The organism is Brucella lupini (assembly GCF_002252535.1).
Classification (GTDB): domain Bacteria; phylum Pseudomonadota; class Alphaproteobacteria; order Rhizobiales; family Rhizobiaceae; genus Brucella; species Brucella anthropi.
Genome location: NZ_NNRN01000029.1, coordinates 56,373 through 75,870 on the forward strand (window position 1 = coordinate 56,373; position 19,498 = coordinate 75,870).

Sequence of the window (19,498 nt, forward strand, 5' to 3'; positions counted from 1 at the left end):
CCAACAGAAAAGGAGATTTCCAATGAAGATGCGCAAACTCGGCCAAGGTCTCGAAGTATCCGCCATAGGGCTCGGTTGCATGAGCATGACCGGCGCCTATGGCTCGGTCGTGGAGAAGGCCGACATGATCAAGCTCATCCACGATGCCCATGACCGCGGCGTCAATTTTTTCGACACCGCCGAAGCCTACGGGCCTTTCACCAATGAGGAGCTGGTCGGCGAAGCCATTCAGCCGATCCGCGCCAAGGTTTTGATCGCCACCAAGTTCGGCTTCGATATCGATGTGAAGACCGGCGAGCGTCGCAGCGGCGGCACCAACAGCCGCCCCGAACATGTCAAGGCGGTCGCCGAAGCCGCGCTCAAACGCCTGAAGACCGACCGCATCGATCTCTTCTACCAGCACCGCGTCGATACCGCTGTGCCGATCGAGGATGTTGCCGGCGCGGTCAGGGACCTTATTGCAGAAGGCAAGGTCAAGCATTTCGGATTGTCGGAGGCCGGCGTCAAGACAATCCGTCGAGCCCATGCCGTTCAGCCGGTGACGGCGGTGCAGAGCGAATTCTCGCTGTTCTGGCGCGGTCCGGAAGCCGAGCTTTTGCCGACGCTGGAGGAACTCGGCATCGGCTTCGTGCCCTTCAGCCCGCTCGGCGCCGGCTTCCTCACCGGCCAGATCACCCAGGACACCAAGTTCGAGGAAGGCGATTTCCGCAACCTTGTTCCGCGCTTCTCGCCCGAGGCGCGCAAGGCGAACCTCGCGCTGGTCGACGTGATCAAGGGCGTGGCGGCGCGCAAGAAGGCGACACCGGCACAGATCGCCCTTGCATGGTTGCTGGCGCAGAAGCCGTGGATCGTGCCGATCCCTGGCACCACCAAGCTCCACCGCCTCGAGGAAAATCTCGGTGCTGCCGATCTGGAGCTGACCACCGCCGACCTTGCCGAGATCGACGCCGAATCCTCGAAGATCCAGGTCCAGGGCGAGCGCCTTCCCGAAGCCATTCTGAAAATGACCGGCCACTAAAAGATCGGAGCCGGCCGCCTGTGCATTCGCGGGCGGCCGGAAAGGCTCATGTCCGAACATCAATCCGAGACAAAACCTCAGTGTAGGCAGACCTTCGCGTTCGACGCCATCGGCACACATTGGGAAATCGACACGCCCGAACCGCTCGCCGCGCCGTTGCGCGCGCGCATCCTTGAGCGGATCGAGCGGTTCGACGCGACTTATTCACGGTTCCGCGACGACTCGCTTGTCGCTCGTATCGCTACAGCAGAGGAAGGCGGCTGCTTCGATCTCCCGGACGACGCATGCGGGCTGTTCGACCTCTATGACCGCCTTCATGCCGTGACCGGCGGCGCCGTCGATCCGCTGGCGGGCCACGATCTGGAACTGCTCGGCTATGACGCGCGCTACTCGTTCCAGCACGATCCACTGGCTATCGCCAGATACTCTCATGAGCGCCGGAACTGGCCCGACGATGTGACGCGCGACGGCTCTCGGATCACCACAAGGCGCCGGGCGCTCATAGACGTCGGCGCGGCGGGCAAGGGTTATCTGGTCGATATCGTCGCGGAGATCCTGCGCGCGGACGGCATTGATGCCTTCGTCGTCGATGCCGGCGGCGACCTCGTTCACAGGGGACCGGAGCCGCTCGCGGTCGGGCTGGAACACCCGGTCGATCCCGCGCTCGCCATCGGCATCGCGCGCCTCGACGGCGGGGCGCTTTGCGCCTCGGCGGTCAACAGGAGAGCCTGGGGTCCGTTTCACCATGTCGTCGACGGCCGGACCGGCGTTCCCGTCCGCGACGTGATCGCGACCTGGGTCGTGGCGGACGACGCATTGACCGCCGACGGACTCGCGACGGCGTTGTTTTTCGTACCTGCGGAACGCCTGGCCGGATCGTTTCATTTCTCATTCGTCCGCATGTTCGCCAACGGCCGCGCGGAAATCTCGCCTGACTTCGATGGCGAGCTGTTCACCTGAGAAAGGATCGATCGTCATGGGAAGATACAAGACCCGGAAACTGCTCACCGTCATTCCAGCCGCCTTGATGCTGGCTTTGCATTGGGAGATCGCCGCGGCACAGGCGCCCGCCACACAGCAGCAGGGCCGCCAATCCGCCAGCTATGCCGATGGCGTCTATACCGCCAGGGGAACATATGGCGGCGGGCCTTCCTTCCTCGTCGTCACTGTCACGCTCAAGGGTGGGGTGATCGCAGCCGTCAAGGTCGAACCGCAGGCCACGGTTCCCCGGTCGCTTGAGTTTCAACGCGCCTTTGCCGCCGCCGTGCCGAAGGTCGTCGTGGGCAGGCCAATCGATCGATTGCAAGTCGGCAAGCTCGCAGGGTCGAGCGGTACGCCGCAAGGCTTCAACGACGCCCTGCGCCAGATTCGAGAGCAGGCGGCAAAGTAATCACGCTGACTCAGGTGTTCTATCTCCGGTCCTGTCCGGGTGCCGTCACCAACCGCGTCAGTTGCGATTGTTAAGCCAGCCTTAAAGACGCATCCAGATACGAGCATCTAATCGCGGAATGGGTTTCGCTCTATCTTGTTGATCGGAGTGAAATCCCGAAAAGGAGGGTATTTTGTGTTCACGCGACCGGTTCGCAGCATCGATAGTCGCTGCGGTGGCAATGCTTTCCCCGGTGGCCGCCATGGCTGACCAGGCAGGAAAGTTCGAGCCTCTGACCATTCAGGATCAGGGAAGCTTCGCTGTCGGCGGCAAGGTGGTCACGACGCCAGGCACCTATGACAACAACAACCCGACCTCCGAGGGGCAGACTTTCCACGGCGATCACCTCTACGCCTTCTATCAGATACCGGAGAACCCGAAACCGCTGCCGGTCGTCATGCTGCACGGCGCCTACGAATCCGGCCGCAGTTGGGAGACCACCCCGGACGGGCGCGAGGGATTTCAGACCATCTTCCTGCGCCGCGGCTTCCCGGTCTACATCGTCGATCAGCCGCGTCGCGGCCGCGCCGGCAACAGCACCGTCGCCACAACGGTCGAACCGACGCCTTACGACCAGCTTTTCTTCGACCAGTTCCGGATGGGGAAGTGGCCGAACTTCTTCGACAACGTCCAGTTCAGTCGCGACCCGGCGGCTCTGGATCAGTTCTTCCGGGCTGTCACGCCCAACACCGGACCATATGACGCCGGCGTGATCTCGGATGCGATGGCGGCGTTGTTCGACAAGATCGGTCCTGCCGTTCTCTTCAGCCATTCGCAGGGCGGCGAGCCGGGCTGGCTGACGGCGATCAAGAGTAAAAACGTCAAGGGCGTCGTCGCCCTCGAACCCGGCAGCGGGTTTATCTTTCCGGAAGGTGAGTTGCCTCCCGAGATGCCGAGCGCGGCTGGCACGCTGAAGCCCGTGGCCGTCCCGCTCGCGGACTTCGAGAAGCTGACCCGTATCCCGATCATCATCTATTACGGCGACAACTTCCCGACCGAGCCCACGAAAGAGCGCGGACAGGATAACTGGCGCGTGCGGCTCGCCATGGCCAAGCTGTGGGTCGAAGCCCTCAACAAACACGGCGGCGACGCCAAGCTCGTGCATCTGCCCGACATCGGCATTCGCGGCAACACGCATTTCCTGATGTGGGATCTGAACAACGTCGAAATCGCGGACCAGATATCGAAGTTCCTCGCGGAGAAGAAACTGGACTGACACACCCCGCGCGGCCTCTCGCGAAGTCGTGCGCGCGCCAACCCACGCAGCGACAGGAAAGGAGTCCGAAATGAGCGAAGAAATCATCGACCAAAGGCGACGTGCGTTCCTTGGAACGTCCGCGCTCGCCCTCTCAATCGCAATCATAGGAGTACCTGCAATGGCTAATCCATCTGACGAACCGAAGGCCACGCCGCTCGACTACAAGAAGAACCCGTTTACGCTGGTTTATGACGGCGCGATTACCAAGAACGAGCCGGGCAAGGTCAATATCCATCCGCAAAAGTACAAGCTCAACGGCCTCGATATCGTCGCCAATGTCTATACCCCGGCCAACTACGATCCGAACAAGAAATATCCGACGATCGTCGTTGCGCATCCGAATGGCGGCGTGAAGGAGCAGACCGCCGGCCTCTATGCGCAGAGCCTTGCGGAACGCGGGTTCATCACGATCGCGATGGACGCCGCCTATCAGGGCGGCAGCGGCGGTGAACCGCGCAGCACCGACAAACCCCAATACCGCACCGAGGACATTCACGGCGCTGCCGACTTCATCACGCAGTATCCTGGCGTCGATGCCGACCGCCTCGGCCTGCTCGGCATTTGCGGCGGCGGCGGTTACGCCCTGGCGGCCGCCAAAGCCGACAAGCGTTTCAAGTCGGTCGCAACATTGAGCATGTTCAACTCGGGGCGCGTTCGCCGCAACGGCTTCCAGGACTCGCAGCTCGATTCGATCGAGCAGCGCCTGAAGCAGGCGTCCGATGCTCGCGCCAAGGAAAAATCCGGTGGAGAAATTCTCTATTCCGGTGATGCCGGACTGACGGATGAGCAGATCGCAGCGCTGCCGTTCGCCCTGTATCGGCAGGGCTATGTCTACTACTGGAAGACCAACGCACACCCCGGCTCGACCTTCAAGTATACCACGAGCAGCCTGATGGAACTGATGCGTTGGGACGCGACGGATCAGATCGATCTCATCGATGTTCCGCTGTTGATGATCGCCGGCAGTGTCGCCGACACGCTCTACATGTCCGAGGACGCTTTCCCCAAGGCGACCGGCACGAAGGACAAGGAACTGTTCAAGATCGAGGGCGCACAGCACATCGAAACCTATTGGGTTCCGAAATATGTCGAAGCAGCGTTGGGCAAGATGACGCCGTTCTTCAACCGGACGCTCGTTTCCTGACCACGTAGCCGCCGATAGCGATGTGGCGCTCGGGCCATCGCCTGGGCGCCATGTCACCTACCAAGAGGAATCGCCACATTGAAGAAGACCGCCCGAACTCTGCTCGTCGTCGCGAGCCTCATCCTTACCGGAGGAATTTCCACCATGGCTAACGCTCAAAGCCAGACTCCCGCCGCGTCCGATACGGCGGCCAAGCAGCCTTCGCGTGCGCAGCAGCTCTATGGCGACATCGCGCCGAAGATGGTCGAACTGACCGACAACGTACTCTATGGCGATATCTGGGAGCGTCCTGGCCTCTCGAAGCGCGACCGCAGCCTTGTCACCATCACCGCCCTGATCGCCCTCAATCGGCCCGATCAGCTTCGCTCGCACATCAACATCGGCCTGCAGAACGGCCTGACCCAGGATGAGATCGTCGAGACCATCACGCATATGGCGTTCTACTCGGGATGGCCAAGCGCGGTTTCGTCTCTGGCGATCGCGAAAGAGGTCTTTCAGAAGAAGTAAGGACGTCGCTCGATGCGTCGTCCGCTGATTTCAATTCTGAACGTGAGGCCAGTATCTCCATGCCACCCGGCGTCAATCAAAATCGGCGCGAGTTCCTTGGAGTCTCCGCGCTCGCTCTCTCAAGTGCAATCATAGGAGTGCCTGCGATGGCCAATGATGCAAATTCTGAAATCACCGTCCTTCGAACAGGCGCCCAGCCTTCACGGGCGGGCTCACCGGATAATTTCACCGGCTCTGTCCGCGTCGACGATCCGTTCAAGGGCAGCGGCGAGGCCCGGATCAGCGGCGCGACCGTCACCTTCGAGCCGGGCGCGCGCACGGCCTGGCACGCCCATCCGCTCGGCCAGACGCTGATCGTAAAGACGGGCGTCGGCCGCGTGCAGATATGGGATGGTCCTGCCCAGGAAATCCGGCCCGGCGACATCGTCTGGATTCCGGCGGGCGTAAAGCACTGGCACGGCGCGAGCCCGACGGTCGGCATGAGCCATATCGCCTTTTCCGAAGCCCTCGACGGCAAGACCGTGGACTGGCTCGAGCAGGTTTCCGAGGAACAGTACCGGCGCTGACCATCGTCCAAACGAACAACAGCAGATCGCTCGTATCAAAATCCCTGGCGCGAGCTACAGGCGCTGCCTGATGCGTTCCATCTGCTCGATCTCTTCACGCTGCGCCCTGGTGATCGCCTCGCACAGGGTCTTCAGTTCGGCGTCGGCAAGGTCAGCTTCCCGGCACATCAGAATTGCTCCTGAATGATGCGGAATCATCGAGTCGATGAATTGCCGATCGTCGATCAGCGCCTGGCTGCGGGTTGCCCAAAAGGAACCGACCGTAACGAGGGCGAATGCCAGATAAAGTGCGATGTTGGCGCTGCGCTTGGGAAACATGCCAGGCATGGTCGCCAGCATGAAGATGCCCATCGGCGCCCACATGGTGATGGCCATGTAGAACATATTCAAGTTGTTGTGAAAATCGCCCCAGCCGTCGATCATCGAGAACATCACGATGTACATGACGATGAGGCCGAGGATCATGTTGATCCAGAACATGAGATAGGGTTTGCCGTGAGAGCTATGCGTGCCCTGCGACGCGCTGCCATGCGCTTCGTGATTTTGTGGCATCTGGCTTTCCTTTCGCTGTCGTTGTTTCAGCAGGCTGGTCACTGGCTTGAAGATCACCGGGTCGCCGCGGCAACGATCACGGCTTTCGAGTGGGAATGCGGAACCGAAGCAAACGTTGTTGTCGCGGCCCGGAAACTGGTGCCCCGGCGGGATGTTATCGACACAGGAGGCACAGGTCTGCCCACTATTGGCAGCGATGACGCTTCAAACACGCCACTTGTTCGAACGGGGCATTCATCACCACCTCCTTCTCGTTCGGTATAACAAATCAAAAGGGACAATCAGACTTCCAACGATGGTAAGGTCAATAGACGCTTTTTCTTTTCGGTCCCATTGACCTTACCATCGTTGGAAGCCCCATCTTGAGCAGCATGAGATCCAAACTAGGGAGATTTCTCATGCAACTCAAAATCGCGAATATGACCTGCGGCGGCTGCGCGCGGTCCGTCACCAAAGCGATCCAGTCGATCGACCCGAACGCCAGGATCGAAACAGATCTTGGCGCAGGCACGGTCAAGGTCGAAACCACGGCCACCGAGGCGGCGCTTCAACGCGTTCTCGCAGACGCCGGTTACCCCGCAACCACATCCTGACCAGGAGAAAACGATGAACAGGCTTACTCCGATCTTTATAGCCGGTGCGCTCGCCATCAGCGCGGGTCTGGCATTTGCCCAGAGCCAGATGGATCCGGACCATTCCATGGGTCATGACATGTCCGGCATGAATTTGTCTGCTTCGGACCGTCCCTCGACCAAGGCGTACATGGACGCCATGGATCGCATGCACAGCGGCATGCAGATGGAATATTCAGGCGACGCCGATGCCGATTTCATGCGCGGCATGATTCCCCATCATCAAGGGGCGATAGACATGGCGAAAGTCGTGCTCGAGTACGGCAAGGACCCCGAGGTCCGCAAACTCGCCGAAGAGGTGATCAAAGCCCAGGAAGGCGAAATCGCCATGATGCAGAAGTGGCTCGCCGATCACGGCAAGTAACCGCCGAAGAGGCGGCTTTCGTGAGTCACCCCTCGGATTGATTCCAAGGACAGCGCGACAAAGCTGCCGCAGAGGCCAGCGAAGGACCAGATCGAATGAGCTCGCCACACACCCAAGAGGCCGCCCATCCCAAGCATCATCAGCATGCTGCCCACGACGTCACCAAGGTTGTCGCGGCAGCCGGCTCGACCCATGCGGAACATGCCGGGCATGGCGGACACGACCACGCGGCGATGGTCGCCGACTTTCGCCGCCGCTTCTGGGTGTCGCTGATACTCACGCCGCCAGTCCTGCTTCTGTCGCCGATGATCCGCCACTGGCTCGGCCTCACCGACATATTGTCGTTTCCCGGCGACGGTCTTGTGCTCTTTGCGCTCTCCACCATCGCCTATGTCTATGGGGGCTGGCCGTTCCTGACTGGCTTTACCTCCGAACTGCGCAAGAGCCAGCCCGGCATGATGACGCTGATCGCGCTGGCGATCTCGGCGGCCTATTTCTTCTCGGCCGCGGTGACGTTCGGGTTCCCGGGCGAAGCCTTTTATTGGGAGCTAGTCACCCTTATCGCCATCATGCTGCTCGGCCACTGGGTCGAGATGCGTTCCGTCATGGGCGCGTCCCGCGCGCTGGAGGAGCTGGTCCGCCTGCTTCCCGACACCGCAACGCGGATCGAGGCCGACGGCTCGACGCAGGAGGTGCCCATCTCCGCACTTCAGCCCGGCGATCGCGTCATTATCCGTCCGGGCGCGAAGGTACCGGTCGACGGCGAGATCATCGAGGGATCGTCGGCCTTCAACGAAGCCATGCTGACAGGCGAATCGCGGCCCGTTTCCAAAACTGTGGGTGCTTCCGCCATCGGCGGAGCGATCAATGGCGCCAATGCCGTGACGGTCAAAGTGATCGCGACGGGGGCTTCGACCTATCTCTCGCAGGTCATTGACCTCGTGAAGAAGGCGCAGGCAACCCGCTCCAGGACGCAGGACCTCGCCAACCGGGCGGCCGCCTGGCTTACCTACGTCGCCCTCGTCGTCGGGTTCGGAACGCTTTTCGTCTGGTGGATCATCCTCGGTTCGCCTCTGGAGTTCGCCATAGAGCGCATGGTGACGGTGATGGTTGTGGCGTGCCCCCATGCACTCGGCCTCGCCGTGCCGCTGGTGGTTGCCGTCAGCACGTCTCTGAGCGCCAGCAACGGCCTCTTGATCCGCGACCGTGCCGCATTCGAGCGCGCTCGCAATCTCGATGCCACCGTGTTCGACAAGACCGGCACGCTCACCGAGGGCAGGTTCGGCGTCAGCGACGTCGTTCTCCTGTCCGGTGGCGACGACGGTGAGGAACTGGCATTCGCCGCCGCTGCGGAGAGCCAGTCGGAACACCCAATTGCGCACGGGATCGTGGCCGAGGCCAAAAAGCGCGGCATCACCATTCCCAAGGCCACCGAGGTCAGCAACATCACCGGCGAGGGCATCACGGCCAAGGTTGATGGCCAGAAGATTCGGATCGTCAGCCCCGGCCATCTGGCTCGCCAAGGCAGCGCGATCGATCATCCGAAGCTCAACGCGCTGGAAGCGGACGGCAAGACCGTCGTCGTGCTCGTTCGCAATGGCGCGCCCCGCGCGCTGTTCGCCCTTGCCGACATCGTGCGCAATGAATCGAAAGAAGCGATCGCGGAACTGAACCGCCTCGGGATAAAGTCCATAATGCTGACGGGCGATGCGAAGGGTGTCGCTGAAGCCGTATCCAGGGAACTCGGCATCTCTGAATATTTCGCGGAGGTGCTGCCCGACCAGAAGTCCGACAAGATCAAGGAATTGCAGGCGCGCGGCCTTTCCGTGGCAATGGTTGGCGATGGCGTCAACGACGCGCCAGCCCTTGTCCAGGCCGATCTCGGCGTTGCGATCGGGGCGGGAACGGACGTGGCGGTGGAATCGGCCGATGTGGTCCTCGTCAAGAGCGATCCGCGTGATGTCGCTGCCATTCTCGGCCTCTCGCGCGCCACCTACCGAAAGATGGTCCAGAATCTGATCTGGGCGACCGCCTACAACGCCGTGGCGATCCCCATGGCGGCCGGCATCACCTTCGGGACCGGCTTTCTGATGACGCCGGCCGTGGCCGCGGTTTTCATGTCGGCCAGCACTATCATCGTCGCCATCAATGCGCAGTTCCTGCGCCGCTACCGCAGGAATGGATGACCCCGATGGACGCGACGAACCACGCTTCGAGCCATGTGATCCTTCCCCTTCCGGGAAACGACGCCTTTGCCCGGCAGCTTGCGGGGGAGGACGGCTGGCGTGCGGGTGGCCTGTTTGAGATCGAACGTTGAGGTCTTCGCCGTCCGTCTTCGGTCGGGGAGTGCGTTCTGCGAGAGCATTCTCCATCTACCAGCGCGCAATGCACTGGATGGTGCTCGTTCTGTGCATCGTCCAGGTTCCGACAGCCTGGGCGATCCAGCGCACCCACATGGCCCACCTTTTCTTCAAGCCGCGCCCTTTCGATCTCTTTCTGCATCAGGTTCATGCCTGGAGCGGTTGGCTGATCATGACGTTGGCGCTGAGCCAGCTCGTCCTCCGCTTCACCTATGGCAGGCCGCCCCCGGCCGAGGACATGTCGACGCTCGAGCGCATGATCGCCGGCGTCACCCATGCAGCCCTCTACGGTCTCCTGCTGGCGCTGCCGGTGACCGGCACCGTTGCCATGTATCTGACCTTCCGCATCGCCGCATTGCACAGCCTGCTGAGCTGGACCCTTCTTGTCGTCGCGATCGTGCATGCCATGGCCGCTCTCTGGCATCACTTCTGGCGGCGCGATGATGTGCTGCGGCGCATGATACGGAGCGCGCGATAATAACTGGCTACGATCGCTCGGAACGAAGTGTGAAACGCCATCGGCGTTACCGACGGCTCTGTTTTGCTCAATGTCGGGCGAGCCTGCCCTGCCGGCGTAAGATCGCACGCTAGGTTTGGATTTTTTAGCTGCGCTAAATGGCGCATACGGATAATACCGCCTAATCAGCATAGTTGATTTAGCCTATATGGTGGTCATGCAAGCCGGCCAAAGCCGGACAGACCAACCAATGAAAGCCATACTGATGACGTCCCCACGAGTTGCACGGTCAGCCGGCCCGAACACCATTCTCGGTGTCGTGCTGACCGCCTATCTGATGATCCTGCTCGATCTCTCCATCGTTTATACCGGCATGCCGGAAATAGGGCGGACGATGGGCATGAGCCCGGTGATGCAGACGTGGGTGCAGAACGCCTACCTGCTCTGCTTCGGCGGCTTCCTCCTCCTGTCCGCCCGGCTGGGAGACACGTTCGGGCGGCGACGGATCCTACAGGTCGGCGTCGTCCTGTTCACGCTCGCGTCGCTGGTGATCGGTATCGCCCAAACCCAGTACGAGTTGATCGCGGCGCGGGCCGTACAGGGGTTTGGCGCGTCGATCCTCGCGCCGAGCGTGCTGGCCATCATCTCGACCACCTTTCCCGAAGGCAGCGAGCGCACGCGGGCTCTGGCGTGGTATTCGGTCGTCGCCGGCGCGGGCGCAAGCCTCGGCCTGGTGCTGGGCGGCATTTTCGCGGGCCTGTTGTCCTGGCGGATCGGCTTTCTGGTGAACATTCCGATCGGCATCGGCCTGATGTTTGCCGTCGCGCGCTACATCCCGGACAATGCGCCCACGAAGGGCAGGTTCGACGTGATCGGCGCCATCGCATCGACCGTGGGCGTGGGACTTCTGGTCTATGGTCTGGTCAGCGCCGCCGATGCCGGCTGGCTTGCCCCGGCAACCCTCGTGACGATGGCGCTGTCGATCGCAGTTCTCGGGTTTTTCGTGTGGCATGAAGGCCGTGTTGACGTCCCGGTGCTTCCGCTGCGTCTCCTGCGCAGCCGCGAACGTTCCGCCGCCTATCTTGCCCGCATGCTTTACGTCGGCTCGATCGTTTCCTTCTTCTTCTTCGGCACGCAGCTCATGCAGCGGGGATTGGGCTATTCGGCGCTTCAAGCCGGATTGGGCTTTCTGCCCATGACGCTCGTGCAATTTGCCGCCGCGATGGCGATTCCCCGTGTCACCCGCATGGTGGGCGGCGTCCCAATGCTCATGGGCGCGCTCCTGCTCATCAGCGTCGGGCTGTTCTGGCTGGCATTTGCGGGCGCCGACGCATCGTTCTGGCAGCTCGCCCTGCCGATGGTGGTGATCGGCATCGGCAACGGCGCCGCGATGGCGCCGCTGACCACGTCCGGCGTGCGCGGCGTGGAAGGCCGCGATCAGGGCGCGGCCTCGGGCCTTGTCAACGTCGCGCATCAGCTTGGCGGCTCCATCGGCCTCAGCGTGCTGATCGTGATCTTCGCCGCCAACGCCAATCCGCAGTTGGCCAGTGCAGCTGAAATGAGCCATCAGGTGAGCGCGGTCTTCATCGGAGCTGCCATCATGAACCTGATCGCGCTTATCCTGACGGCGATCTTCATTCTGCCCGCCAACCGGAAGAATGCAGATCCGACGGATCCTGTCACCTTCCCCGAACCGGCGGAGTGATCGCTTAGACCGTCGCGCTACTTGGATAATCAGACTGTCGCGTCAATATTGAGAAAAGCCCAACGATGTGAGGAGGAATAGACAAATGTCGTCGAAGCGACTGACGAACAAGGTTGCCATCATCACCGGGGCCGCTCGCGGCATCGGCCGGGCGACCGCCGTAGCATTTGCGGGCGAGGGCGCGACCGTGGTCGGGATCGACATCGCCGGACCGGTCAGCAAGACGCTGGAGGTCGAGCCTGCCACGAGCGACGATCTCGATGAAACGGGTCGGCTCGTCGAGGCGGCAGGCGGAGCCTGGGCCGCCCGCCAGCTTGATCAGCGCAACCTGACGGCCTTGCGAGAAGCGGCTGCATGGACGGCCGAAACCTTCGGCAAGATCGACATCCTCTTCGCCAATGCCGGCATCCAGGCGTTCAAGCCGATCCTCGACATGGAGGATGCGGACTGGCACGACCAGATCGACGTCAATCTGAACGGCACGTGCAACGCCATTCGGGCGGTGGCGCCGTATCTCGTCAAGAACGGCGGCGGACGCATCATCGTCACCTCGTCGACGCAAGGGCGGCATGGCACGAAGGATGGGGCGGCTTACTCCGCGTCGAAGTGGGGCATCATCGGCCTGATGAAATCCGCAGCGCTCGAACTCGGGCAATATGGGATCACGGTCAACGCCGTCATCCCCGGATTGATCGATACGCCGCTCACCCGCCACAGGCAGCGCTATGCGCAAGCGATCAACGATCTGGATAACGACGAACCGATCGAGAAGCTCGAAGCCGAAGCGAAGCACAAGCTCGCCGCCAAATCGCCATTGGGCGTGCCCTGGCTTCCTCCGGAGGCAATTGCTCCGGCCGTCGTCTTTCTGGCGAGCGACGACGCCTACATGATTTCGGGCGCGACCTATGATGTGACAGGGGGCGACAGCGCGAACAACGCATCCTGATGGCAGAGGGATGGCCGTCAGCTTCCGCGATAGCGAAGAACGTCTATCAGCAGGGCCAGGGCCGGCGATTGTTGTCGTCGGCTTGGGTAGTAAAGGTGGTAGCCGGGGAACGGCGGGCACCAGTCTTCCAGAACCCGGACCAGTCTGCCGTCAGCAATATAGGGAAGCGCCTGATCCTCCGGCATGTAAGCCAGTCCCAGTCCGTCCAGGGCCGAAGGCAGCCTCATGCCCATGCTGTTGAAGACCAGCTGTCCTTCTCCCCGTACCTTCAGATCATGCCCATCCTTCACAAACCGCCAGGGAAACAGCCCGCCATAGGTCGGCAACCGGATGGTGATGCAGTTGTGCGCGGTCATGTCGTGCGGCGTCTGGGGAACCGGACGCTGCTCGAAATAGGCGGGCGATCCGACGACCGCCATGCGCATTTCCGGCCCTATGGGCACGGCGATCATGTCCTTCGCCACCTGCTCGCCCATGCGCACGCCCGCGTCGTAGCCCTCCGTCACGATGTCGGTCAGGCCGGAGTCGATGATGATTTCAACGTTGATATCGGGATGGTCCGGCAGAAATCGCTTCAGCGCGGGTTGCAGGACGGAGATGGCAGGATGTTCACCGGCGGTAATCCGGACAGTTCCCGCAGGTTTGTCGCGGAGTTCGCTCAAAGCGGCCAGCTCTTCCTCGATCTCGTCGAAACGTGAAGCGATACTGCGCAGAAGACGCTCGCCCGCTTCGGTTGGTGCGACGCTGCGCGTCGTTCGGGTCAGAAGCCGCAGGCCCAATCGTTCTTCGAGGTTGCGAAGCGTCTGGCTCAACGCGGACGGGGAGACGCGCAGTTTTGCGGCGGCGCGTGTGAAGCTTCGCTCCCTGGCAACAGCCGCGAAGGCGGCAAGGTCGTTGAAGTTTTCCATAAAGATTTGTTAGTTCATCTAAAAGGCTCATGCAGATTATAGCATCTTATCGGGGGCCATAGCAGGCGTTAAATTGAATGGTGACAGCTATGAAATTGAGAAGGAAAGACGTGCTGTCAGGCTCATAAGCGAAGGGAACCTGACCAGCATCCAGGTGAAATAAGATGGTTTTGAACAACCTCACGCGAAGGGAGATCCTGATGACCTCGCTGCTCATGGCAGGCGGAGCCGCGGCGGTTTCTTCGGCCGCGGCCGCGCAACTGCCGCAGGGAAAAATTCTCGTCGCGTATTTTTCGCGCAGCGGGAACACGCGTGTGGTCGCGGGGCAGGTCAGACGGGCAATTGGAGCCGACCTGTTCGAGATCATGCCGAGAGACCCTTATCCCGACGACTATTTTGAGACGGTCGAGCAGGCCCAGCAGGAGACCGAACGAGGCTTTGAGCCGCCCCTGAAAGAAAGCGTCGCTGATATCGGCGCCTATGCAACCGTATTTCTCGGCTTTCCGATCTGGGGAACGACCGCGCCGCCGTTACTCCGTTCGTTCCTTTCTGCGCACGACCTCTCGGGCAAAACCCTCATCCCACTCGTCACGCACGGAGGCTATGGGCTGGGAAACAGCCTCAGTGTCGTGGCCGATCGCGCGAAGGGTGCCCACCTGGTCGAGGGCTTTTCCATGGAAGCTCCGCAGGAGCGGCAGACGATCGAACAAGTCACGGAGTGGCTCAACGCGTTGGACACCAGGAAATGAAAGCGGCCACACCTGAATCGGAACTGAAGCAAACGAGGAGAGAATGGACGCAAACATCTTCGATCCTGGCCGCAATGCGACAGACTTGCCTGGTGGCCTCCGTTTTCCTCGGCGCTTCCAGCGTCAACGCGGATGAAAACGGGACTGCTCCCTCGGGCGTCCTCGCAGAGCGTACGGTAGCGGCAGTCGAAGAAGATGGTCCTCGAGATCGTATGACCCCGGAAAGCACCCTCGCCAACCTTTTGAACCACCCCGCCTTTGCAGGACACGCACGATTGCTCCTGCCCTGGGACGATCGCGCCTACGATGAGACCATGCCGATCAGCGAGATAGGCTCGCTGCTGCCCTATCACAGCAATGTCGATCCCGATGTCGTGGTCTCGGCCCTCAATCGTATGATCAATGATGCGGATGACGGCAACACCATCTTCTACGATATCTACACGCCCGAGGAAAAACGGGCCGAACCGGGCCGGGCCAACACGGGCCTATTCTTTTTCCGCGGCAGGCCGGGTGCGCCATTCGCGATCGTCGCGCCGGGTGGCGGGTTTGCCTATGTCGGCTCCGTCCACGAGGGCTTTCCCTACGCCGCCGAGATCAGCAAGGCGGGCTATAATGCCTTCGTGCTGAAGTACCGCGTCGGTTCCGGTGGTGGCGTCGCCACGGAAGACCTGGCCGCTGCTCTTGCGTACGTCTTCCGTAACGCGGATGCGCTCGACGTGAGCACTGCGGACTATTCTCTGTGGGGCAGTTCCGCCGGTGCACGGATGGCCGCGGCGATCGGCTCGCACGGGGCGGCGGCTTTCGGAGGCGGCGACCTTCCGAAGCCCTCAGCCGTCGTCATGGCCTATACCGGGCATTCCGACATGTCCGCCAATGAGCCTCCCACTTTCGTCGTCGTCGGCGAGCGGGACGGCATAGCTCCGCCATCGGCGATGGAGAGGCGCGTGGCGGCCCTTCGAAAGACAGGCACCGAGGTGGCGTACCGGAAATACCAGAACCTTGGACATGGTTTTGGACCGGGAACCGGCACCAGCGCAGAAGGATGGATCGCCGACGCCGTCCGATTCTGGGAAAAATTCATCAAGCCCGGCAGCGTGCAATAGAGAGGAATAGTCATGAGCCAGCCCCCATCCACCATCCTGGTCGTAGGAGCAACCGGCAGCATTGGTCGGCATGTGGTCGCCTCTGCCCTCGAACATGGATACGCCGTGCGGGCTTTAATTCGCGATAGCAAAAAGGCGAGCGGATTGCCTGCGGAAGCGGAAATCGTCGTTGGAGATTTGACGCGCAAGGATACGCTTTCCAAGGCCGTCGACGGCATTGATGCGATCGTCTTTACCCAGGGGACCTATGGCAATCCGGCAGGAGCGGAGGCGGTCGACTATGGAGGTGTGCGCAATGTCCTTGCAGCGTTGAAAGGCCGCAAGGTACGCATTGCGCTCATGACGGCGATCGGGGCGACCGACCGGAAGGGCTCGCATGACTGGAAGCGGAGAGCCGAACGTCTCGTTCGCGCAAGTGGTCTACCCTACACGATCGTTCGCCCGGCCTGGTTCGACTATAACGAGTCCGATCAGAATCGGATCGTCATGCTGCAGGGCGACAAGCCTCTGGCCGGAAATCCAAGCGATGGTGCGATCGCGCGGCGCCAGATCGCCGAGGTGCTGGTTCGCAGCCTGAGTTCGGACGCAGCATTGCGCAAGACCTTCGAGCTGCACAGTGAAACTGGATCTGAGCAGGAAGACTTCGATCCCGTTTTCGCCGCATTGGAAGCAGACCCAATAGGCGGTCTTGATGGTGCACGCGATCCCGCAAACATGCCGCTCGACAAAGAGCCGGCGCAGATTATTGCTGATATCGATCAGATCAGAACCTAGTTTGCCGGGTAGCTGCAATTTGTTGGCCAGACCACCATGGATAATATTCAGCCGTTCAAAGCTCGCAACTTCACAAGCACGTCAGATCCTCGATCGCGTCCGGCTGAACCTTCGACACCCCACAGGATCGTATACCGATCAGGAAAACTTATTCACTTCAGCAACATAGAAAGATGGGCCCTATATAAAAGCAGGTGAATACGTCCGATTGGGTGGAACGAGACTGGGAATGCAGGACAATGTGGTTCGATATGAAAGCATATAACATGCATTATGTCTGTTCCATAATGTATCTTATCTGATTTTTGATAACTATTTGATTTATATATGTTTTTATAAACATCCCTTATGAACAACTCGCCGATCCATTCGTTATCGAACTGAGCTACCCAGACATTCAAAGCCCATTCCCACTTGCTGAGTTGAAATCCGTGATGCGTCCGTGCGGAATAATCGCTGGCATCATTTCTTGCATTGCAGGACTGGTTTCCCGCTGATGTCTGTTATGTATGTAGGCGCCGAATCTGAACAACAAATGATGCGTTGACCGCTGATGATGACCGACCCGATCCACATTCTCAAAACCATTTATGGATACGATTCCTTCCGTGGGCGGCAAGCGGAGATCGTGTCGCATGCGATAGCAGGCAATAATGCATTCGTTCTGATGCCGACGGGCGGCGGCAAATCGCTATGCTATCAGATTCCCGCCCTTGCGCGGCCGGGCATGGGGATCGTGGTTTCACCGCTACTGGCGCTGATGGCTGATCAGGTCTCCGCGCTCCGACAGGCGGGGGTAAAGGCAGCGGCGCTCAATTCCGACCTTGCTGGCGATGACAGGCTGGCCTTGTGGCGTGATATCCATGCCGGGGCGCTTGATCTGCTCTATGTCGCGCCTGAAACACTGCTCAGACCGGATACGTTGCAACGCCTGAGCGATGTGCCTCTCTCGCTGATCGCTATCGACGAAGCACATTGTCTGTCGCAATGGGGGCATGATTTCAGGCCATCCTATCGGCAGCTCGATGTGTTGATGACGCAGTTTCCCGATACGCCACGCATGGCGTTGACAGCAACCGCCGACGAGCCGACCCGTGCGGAAATCCTCTCGCATCTGCAGATTGACAAGCGCGATGCCTTTATCGCCGGTTTCGACCGTCCCAATATTCGCTACGCGATCATGGAGAAGGACAATCCCCGTGCGCAGTTGAAACGCTTTCTTCAGGATCACCAGAACGAAAGCGGCATCGTTTATTGTCTTTCGAAACGGAAGACGGAAGAATCAGCCGAATGGTTGCGCAGCCTGGGCTACGACGCCCTCTCCTATCATGGCGGCATGGAGAAGCATGCGCGCGAGGCGAACCAGGCACGATTCCAGCATGACGAGGCGGTCATCATGGTGGCGACGATTGCCTTTGGGATGGGCATTGACAAGCCGGATGTTCGCTTCGTCGCCCATATCGATCTGCCAGGAAGCATCGAAGCCTATTATCAGGAGACAGGGCGTGCGGGGCGCGATGGACTTCCAGCCGAGGCGATGATGCTCTACGGTTATGACGATATCGTCCTGCGCAGCCGCTTCATCGAAGAATCCGACGCGCCCGATCAGCGCAAGCGGATGGAGCGGCAGAAACTCGATACACTTCTTGGGCTCGCCGAAACCGCGAGCTGTCGCAGACAGGTGCTGCTGTCTTATTTCGGTGATCGATGCGAACCATGCGACAATTGCGATACCTGCGCCGAACCACCAACTCTCTTCGATGGAACAATAGCTGCGCAGAAAATATTGTCCTGCATTCACAGAACCGGGGAGCGGTTCGGGCAAGCCTATATTGTCGATGTCCTTCTTGGCGTCGAGGATGAGCGCATCAGCCGCTTCGGCCACGACCAGATTTCGACTTTCGGAATCGGCCGCGAGCATGACAATCACACATGGCGCGCGATCGTACGGCAGTTGGTCGCGCAGCGGCTGATCGATGTCGACTTTGCCGGACATGGCGGTCTGTCGATATCGGAGGCAGGCAGGAAGTTTTTGCGCGCAAAGCAGGCGCTCATGTTGCGTGTCACGCCGAAATCGAAGCCATCACGTGGTGCTGTTACGCGTGGAAAATCGGTAACATCCGCCCTTTCGGAGCGTGATGAGGCGCTGTTTCAGGCGCTGCGCGAGAAGCGGTTAGAGATCGCGCGCACGCAAAATGTCCCGCCTTACGTCATTTTTCACGATCGGACACTGATCGAACTGGCCACAGCCAGACCAGTTTCACGCGCCCAAATGGCCGACCTGCCCGGTGTCGGCGATACAAAGCTCGAACGCTATGGCCCGGCCTTTCTGGCCGTCATCAACGCATACGGGTAAATCCGCCGCAGCGAAGATAAATCGAGTGAACGAGCTTCCTTGAAACTGTAGCTCAGATGAGCTACATTCAGGGCAGAGAAAGGAGGCCCGGTCATGGCTTCTAGTGCATTTGTCCGCGCTCGCATTGACGAGCGCCTGAAAGACGAGGCGGCCGCCGTGCTGGCCGAAATGGGGCTTACCGTGTCCGATTTGGTGCGGATGACCTTGACCCGCGTGGCCAAGGACAAGGCTTTGCCCTTTGAATTGAAGGTGCCAAACGCCGAGACGCGCGCCGCGATCGAGGAATCCCGCGCGATGATGAAAGCCCGGCGTGCGCGGTTCAATGACGGACAGGAATTGATTGATGCCCTCGACAAAGAAACCCGCCAGTAGCAAGCGGGCTTCTCTGCCGAGATCGACGGACTTTGCCAAGAGCTTCGTGAAGGATTGGGAGCGGCTTTCCCGTTCTGGCCGCTACAACATGCACCAGCTCAAGGAGGCCATGTTGCTCCTGATAGCGAACGACGAGCCGCTAGGCCCGGAATGGCTTGACCACGCCCTGAAAGGGGATTGGGCCGACCATCGGGAATGCCATATCGGCGGCGATTTCCTCTTGGTGTATCAGGTCGAGGGCAACAGCGTGATTTTCGTGCGCGCTGGCACCCACGCCGAACTGTTTGAGTGATTA

22 protein-coding genes are annotated in these 19,498 nt (G+C 60.5%); 20 read left to right on the plus strand and 2 right to left on the minus strand.

What is annotated here, in order from left to right; genetic code table 11:
• Window positions 1-22: 22 nt before the first annotated feature.
• From CES86_RS02565 to CES86_RS02595, 7 genes are all read left to right on the plus strand, one after another.
• On the plus strand, window positions 23-1,018 hold the full coding sequence (locus CES86_RS02565) for an aldo/keto reductase (RefSeq protein ID WP_094513536.1): 996 nt from the start codon (window positions 23-25) through the stop codon (window positions 1,016-1,018).
• A 48-nt stretch (window positions 1,019-1,066) separates the two neighbouring features.
• A complete protein-coding gene (locus CES86_RS02570) occupies window positions 1,067-1,978 on the plus strand; it encodes an FAD:protein FMN transferase (RefSeq protein WP_094513537.1) in 912 nt (303 codons plus the stop codon).
• A gap of 16 nt (window positions 1,979-1,994) precedes the next feature.
• A complete protein-coding gene (locus CES86_RS02575) occupies window positions 1,995-2,408 on the plus strand; it encodes a hypothetical protein (RefSeq protein WP_235819870.1) in 414 nt (137 codons plus the stop codon).
• Between the two features lie 220 nt (window positions 2,409-2,628).
• Entirely contained in the window at window positions 2,629-3,663 is a 1,035-nt protein-coding gene (locus CES86_RS02580; RefSeq protein ID WP_094513686.1) for an alpha/beta hydrolase, read from the plus strand.
• 70 nt (window positions 3,664-3,733) lie between these two features.
• Window positions 3,734-4,849, plus strand: coding sequence for an alpha/beta hydrolase (locus CES86_RS02585; RefSeq protein ID WP_094513538.1), 1,116 nt, complete (start codon window positions 3,734-3,736; stop codon window positions 4,847-4,849).
• A gap of 78 nt (window positions 4,850-4,927) precedes the next feature.
• A complete protein-coding gene (locus CES86_RS02590) occupies window positions 4,928-5,356 on the plus strand; it encodes a carboxymuconolactone decarboxylase family protein (RefSeq protein ID WP_094513540.1) in 429 nt (142 codons plus the stop codon).
• A 146-nt stretch (window positions 5,357-5,502) separates the two neighbouring features.
• The gene (locus CES86_RS02595; protein ID WP_208617814.1) at window positions 5,503-5,922 is read left to right on the plus strand and encodes a (R)-mandelonitrile lyase; all 420 of its coding nucleotides are present in this window, start codon (window positions 5,503-5,505) and stop codon (window positions 5,920-5,922) included.
• Window positions 5,923-5,976: 54 nt separating this feature from the next.
• Here the strand turns inward: CES86_RS02595 and CES86_RS02600 are convergent, their stop codons facing one another.
• The gene (locus tag CES86_RS02600; RefSeq protein ID WP_445433064.1) at window positions 5,977-6,402 is read right to left on the minus strand and encodes a DUF305 domain-containing protein; all 426 of its coding nucleotides are present in this window, start codon (window positions 6,400-6,402) and stop codon (window positions 5,977-5,979) included.
• 470 nt (window positions 6,403-6,872) lie between these two features.
• On the opposite strand from CES86_RS02600, the gene CES86_RS02610 reads away from it, so the two are divergent.
• The 7 genes from CES86_RS02610 (at window position 6,873) to CES86_RS02635 (ending at window position 12,938) form a co-directional block, all read left to right on the plus strand.
• Window positions 6,873-7,067, plus strand: coding sequence for a heavy-metal-associated domain-containing protein (locus CES86_RS02610; RefSeq protein ID WP_094513545.1), 195 nt, complete (start codon window positions 6,873-6,875; stop codon window positions 7,065-7,067).
• Between the two features lie 13 nt (window positions 7,068-7,080).
• Window positions 7,081-7,470: a CopM family metallochaperone gene (copM, locus tag CES86_RS02615; RefSeq protein WP_094513546.1), complete on the plus strand. Its 390-nt coding sequence runs from the start codon at window positions 7,081-7,083 to the stop codon at window positions 7,468-7,470.
• A 95-nt stretch (window positions 7,471-7,565) separates the two neighbouring features.
• Complete coding sequence (locus CES86_RS02620) at window positions 7,566-9,656, plus strand: heavy metal translocating P-type ATPase (protein ID WP_094513548.1); 2,091 nt, start codon at window positions 7,566-7,568, stop codon at window positions 9,654-9,656.
• A gap of 5 nt (window positions 9,657-9,661) precedes the next feature.
• A complete protein-coding gene (locus CES86_RS28095) occupies window positions 9,662-9,787 on the plus strand; it encodes a hypothetical protein (RefSeq protein ID WP_268876083.1) in 126 nt (41 codons plus the stop codon).
• A gap of 29 nt (window positions 9,788-9,816) precedes the next feature.
• Entirely contained in the window at window positions 9,817-10,308 is a 492-nt protein-coding gene (locus CES86_RS02625; protein ID WP_143851061.1) for a cytochrome b, read from the plus strand.
• A 229-nt stretch (window positions 10,309-10,537) separates the two neighbouring features.
• A complete protein-coding gene (locus CES86_RS02630; protein WP_208617815.1) occupies window positions 10,538-11,992 on the plus strand; it encodes an MFS transporter in 1,455 nt (484 codons plus the stop codon).
• A gap of 85 nt (window positions 11,993-12,077) precedes the next feature.
• Window positions 12,078-12,938 carry an SDR family NAD(P)-dependent oxidoreductase gene (locus CES86_RS02635; RefSeq protein ID WP_094513551.1) on the plus strand — a complete coding sequence of 287 codons (861 nt, stop codon included), beginning with the start codon at window positions 12,078-12,080 and terminating at the stop codon, window positions 12,936-12,938.
• A gap of 17 nt (window positions 12,939-12,955) precedes the next feature.
• On the opposite strand, the gene CES86_RS02640 is transcribed toward CES86_RS02635, so the two are convergent.
• On the minus strand, window positions 12,956-13,846 hold the full coding sequence (locus CES86_RS02640; RefSeq protein ID WP_192802333.1) for a LysR family transcriptional regulator: 891 nt from the start codon (window positions 13,844-13,846) through the stop codon (window positions 12,956-12,958).
• Between the two features lie 200 nt (window positions 13,847-14,046).
• Here CES86_RS02640 and CES86_RS02645 point away from each other — a divergent pair, with 200 nt between their 5' ends.
• The 6 genes from CES86_RS02645 to CES86_RS02670 all read left to right on the plus strand — a co-directional run bounded on the left by CES86_RS02645 (window position 14,047) and on the right by CES86_RS02670 (window position 19,495).
• Entirely contained in the window at window positions 14,047-14,595 is a 549-nt protein-coding gene (locus CES86_RS02645) for a flavodoxin (protein ID WP_235819871.1), read from the plus strand.
• Entirely contained in the window at window positions 14,592-15,701 is a 1,110-nt protein-coding gene (locus CES86_RS02650) for an alpha/beta hydrolase (RefSeq protein WP_235819872.1), read from the plus strand. The genes CES86_RS02645 and CES86_RS02650 overlap by 4 nt, the downstream gene beginning before the upstream one ends.
• Window positions 15,702-15,713: 12 nt before the next feature.
• Window positions 15,714-16,475: an SDR family oxidoreductase gene (locus tag CES86_RS02655; protein WP_094513556.1), complete on the plus strand. Its 762-nt coding sequence runs from the start codon at window positions 15,714-15,716 to the stop codon at window positions 16,473-16,475.
• A gap of 553 nt (window positions 16,476-17,028) precedes the next feature.
• Window positions 17,029-18,831, plus strand: a complete 1,803-nt coding sequence (recQ, locus tag CES86_RS02660) for a DNA helicase RecQ (RefSeq protein WP_094513557.1) — start codon at window positions 17,029-17,031, stop codon at window positions 18,829-18,831.
• A 93-nt stretch (window positions 18,832-18,924) separates the two neighbouring features.
• Window positions 18,925-19,203, plus strand: coding sequence for a type II toxin-antitoxin system RelB/DinJ family antitoxin (locus tag CES86_RS02665; protein ID WP_094513559.1), 279 nt, complete (start codon window positions 18,925-18,927; stop codon window positions 19,201-19,203).
• The gene (locus CES86_RS02670; protein ID WP_094513560.1) at window positions 19,175-19,495 is read left to right on the plus strand and encodes a type II toxin-antitoxin system YafQ family toxin; all 321 of its coding nucleotides are present in this window, start codon (window positions 19,175-19,177) and stop codon (window positions 19,493-19,495) included. The genes CES86_RS02665 and CES86_RS02670 overlap by 29 nt, the downstream gene beginning before the upstream one ends.
• The last annotated feature ends 3 nt before the right edge of the window (window positions 19,496-19,498 follow it).

Coding starts and splice junctions, on each gene's coding strand:
- CES86_RS02670 (WP_094513560.1), top strand. CDS start 19,175: ATGCCCTCGACAAAGAAACCCGCCAGTAGCAAGCGGGCTTCTCTGCCG.
- CES86_RS02585 (WP_094513538.1), top strand. CDS start 3,734: ATGAGCGAAGAAATCATCGACCAAAGGCGACGTGCGTTCCTTGGAACG.
- CES86_RS02655 (WP_094513556.1), top strand. CDS start 15,714: ATGAGCCAGCCCCCATCCACCATCCTGGTCGTAGGAGCAACCGGCAGC.
- CES86_RS02630 (WP_208617815.1), top strand. CDS start 10,538: ATGAAAGCCATACTGATGACGTCCCCACGAGTTGCACGGTCAGCCGGC.
- CES86_RS02595 (WP_208617814.1), top strand. CDS start 5,503: ATGGCCAATGATGCAAATTCTGAAATCACCGTCCTTCGAACAGGCGCC.
- CES86_RS02570 (WP_094513537.1), top strand. CDS start 1,067: ATGTCCGAACATCAATCCGAGACAAAACCTCAGTGTAGGCAGACCTTC.
- CES86_RS02665 (WP_094513559.1), top strand. CDS start 18,925: ATGGCTTCTAGTGCATTTGTCCGCGCTCGCATTGACGAGCGCCTGAAA.
- CES86_RS28095 (WP_268876083.1), top strand. CDS start 9,662: ATGGACGCGACGAACCACGCTTCGAGCCATGTGATCCTTCCCCTTCCG.
- CES86_RS02635 (WP_094513551.1), top strand. CDS start 12,078: ATGTCGTCGAAGCGACTGACGAACAAGGTTGCCATCATCACCGGGGCC.
- CES86_RS02580 (WP_094513686.1), top strand. CDS start 2,629: ATGCTTTCCCCGGTGGCCGCCATGGCTGACCAGGCAGGAAAGTTCGAG.
- CES86_RS02565 (WP_094513536.1), top strand. CDS start 23: ATGAAGATGCGCAAACTCGGCCAAGGTCTCGAAGTATCCGCCATAGGG.
- CES86_RS02645 (WP_235819871.1), top strand. CDS start 14,047: ATGACCTCGCTGCTCATGGCAGGCGGAGCCGCGGCGGTTTCTTCGGCC.
- recQ (WP_094513557.1), top strand. CDS start 17,029: ATGATGACCGACCCGATCCACATTCTCAAAACCATTTATGGATACGAT.
- CES86_RS02610 (WP_094513545.1), top strand. CDS start 6,873: ATGCAACTCAAAATCGCGAATATGACCTGCGGCGGCTGCGCGCGGTCC.
- copM (WP_094513546.1), top strand. CDS start 7,081: ATGAACAGGCTTACTCCGATCTTTATAGCCGGTGCGCTCGCCATCAGC.
- CES86_RS02650 (WP_235819872.1), top strand. CDS start 14,592: ATGAAAGCGGCCACACCTGAATCGGAACTGAAGCAAACGAGGAGAGAA.
- CES86_RS02600 (WP_445433064.1), bottom strand. CDS start 6,402: ATGTTCTGGATCAACATGATCCTCGGCCTCATCGTCATGTACATCGTG.
- CES86_RS02575 (WP_235819870.1), top strand. CDS start 1,995: ATGGGAAGATACAAGACCCGGAAACTGCTCACCGTCATTCCAGCCGCC.
- CES86_RS02640 (WP_192802333.1), bottom strand. CDS start 13,846: ATGGAAAACTTCAACGACCTTGCCGCCTTCGCGGCTGTTGCCAGGGAG.
- CES86_RS02620 (WP_094513548.1), top strand. CDS start 7,566: ATGAGCTCGCCACACACCCAAGAGGCCGCCCATCCCAAGCATCATCAG.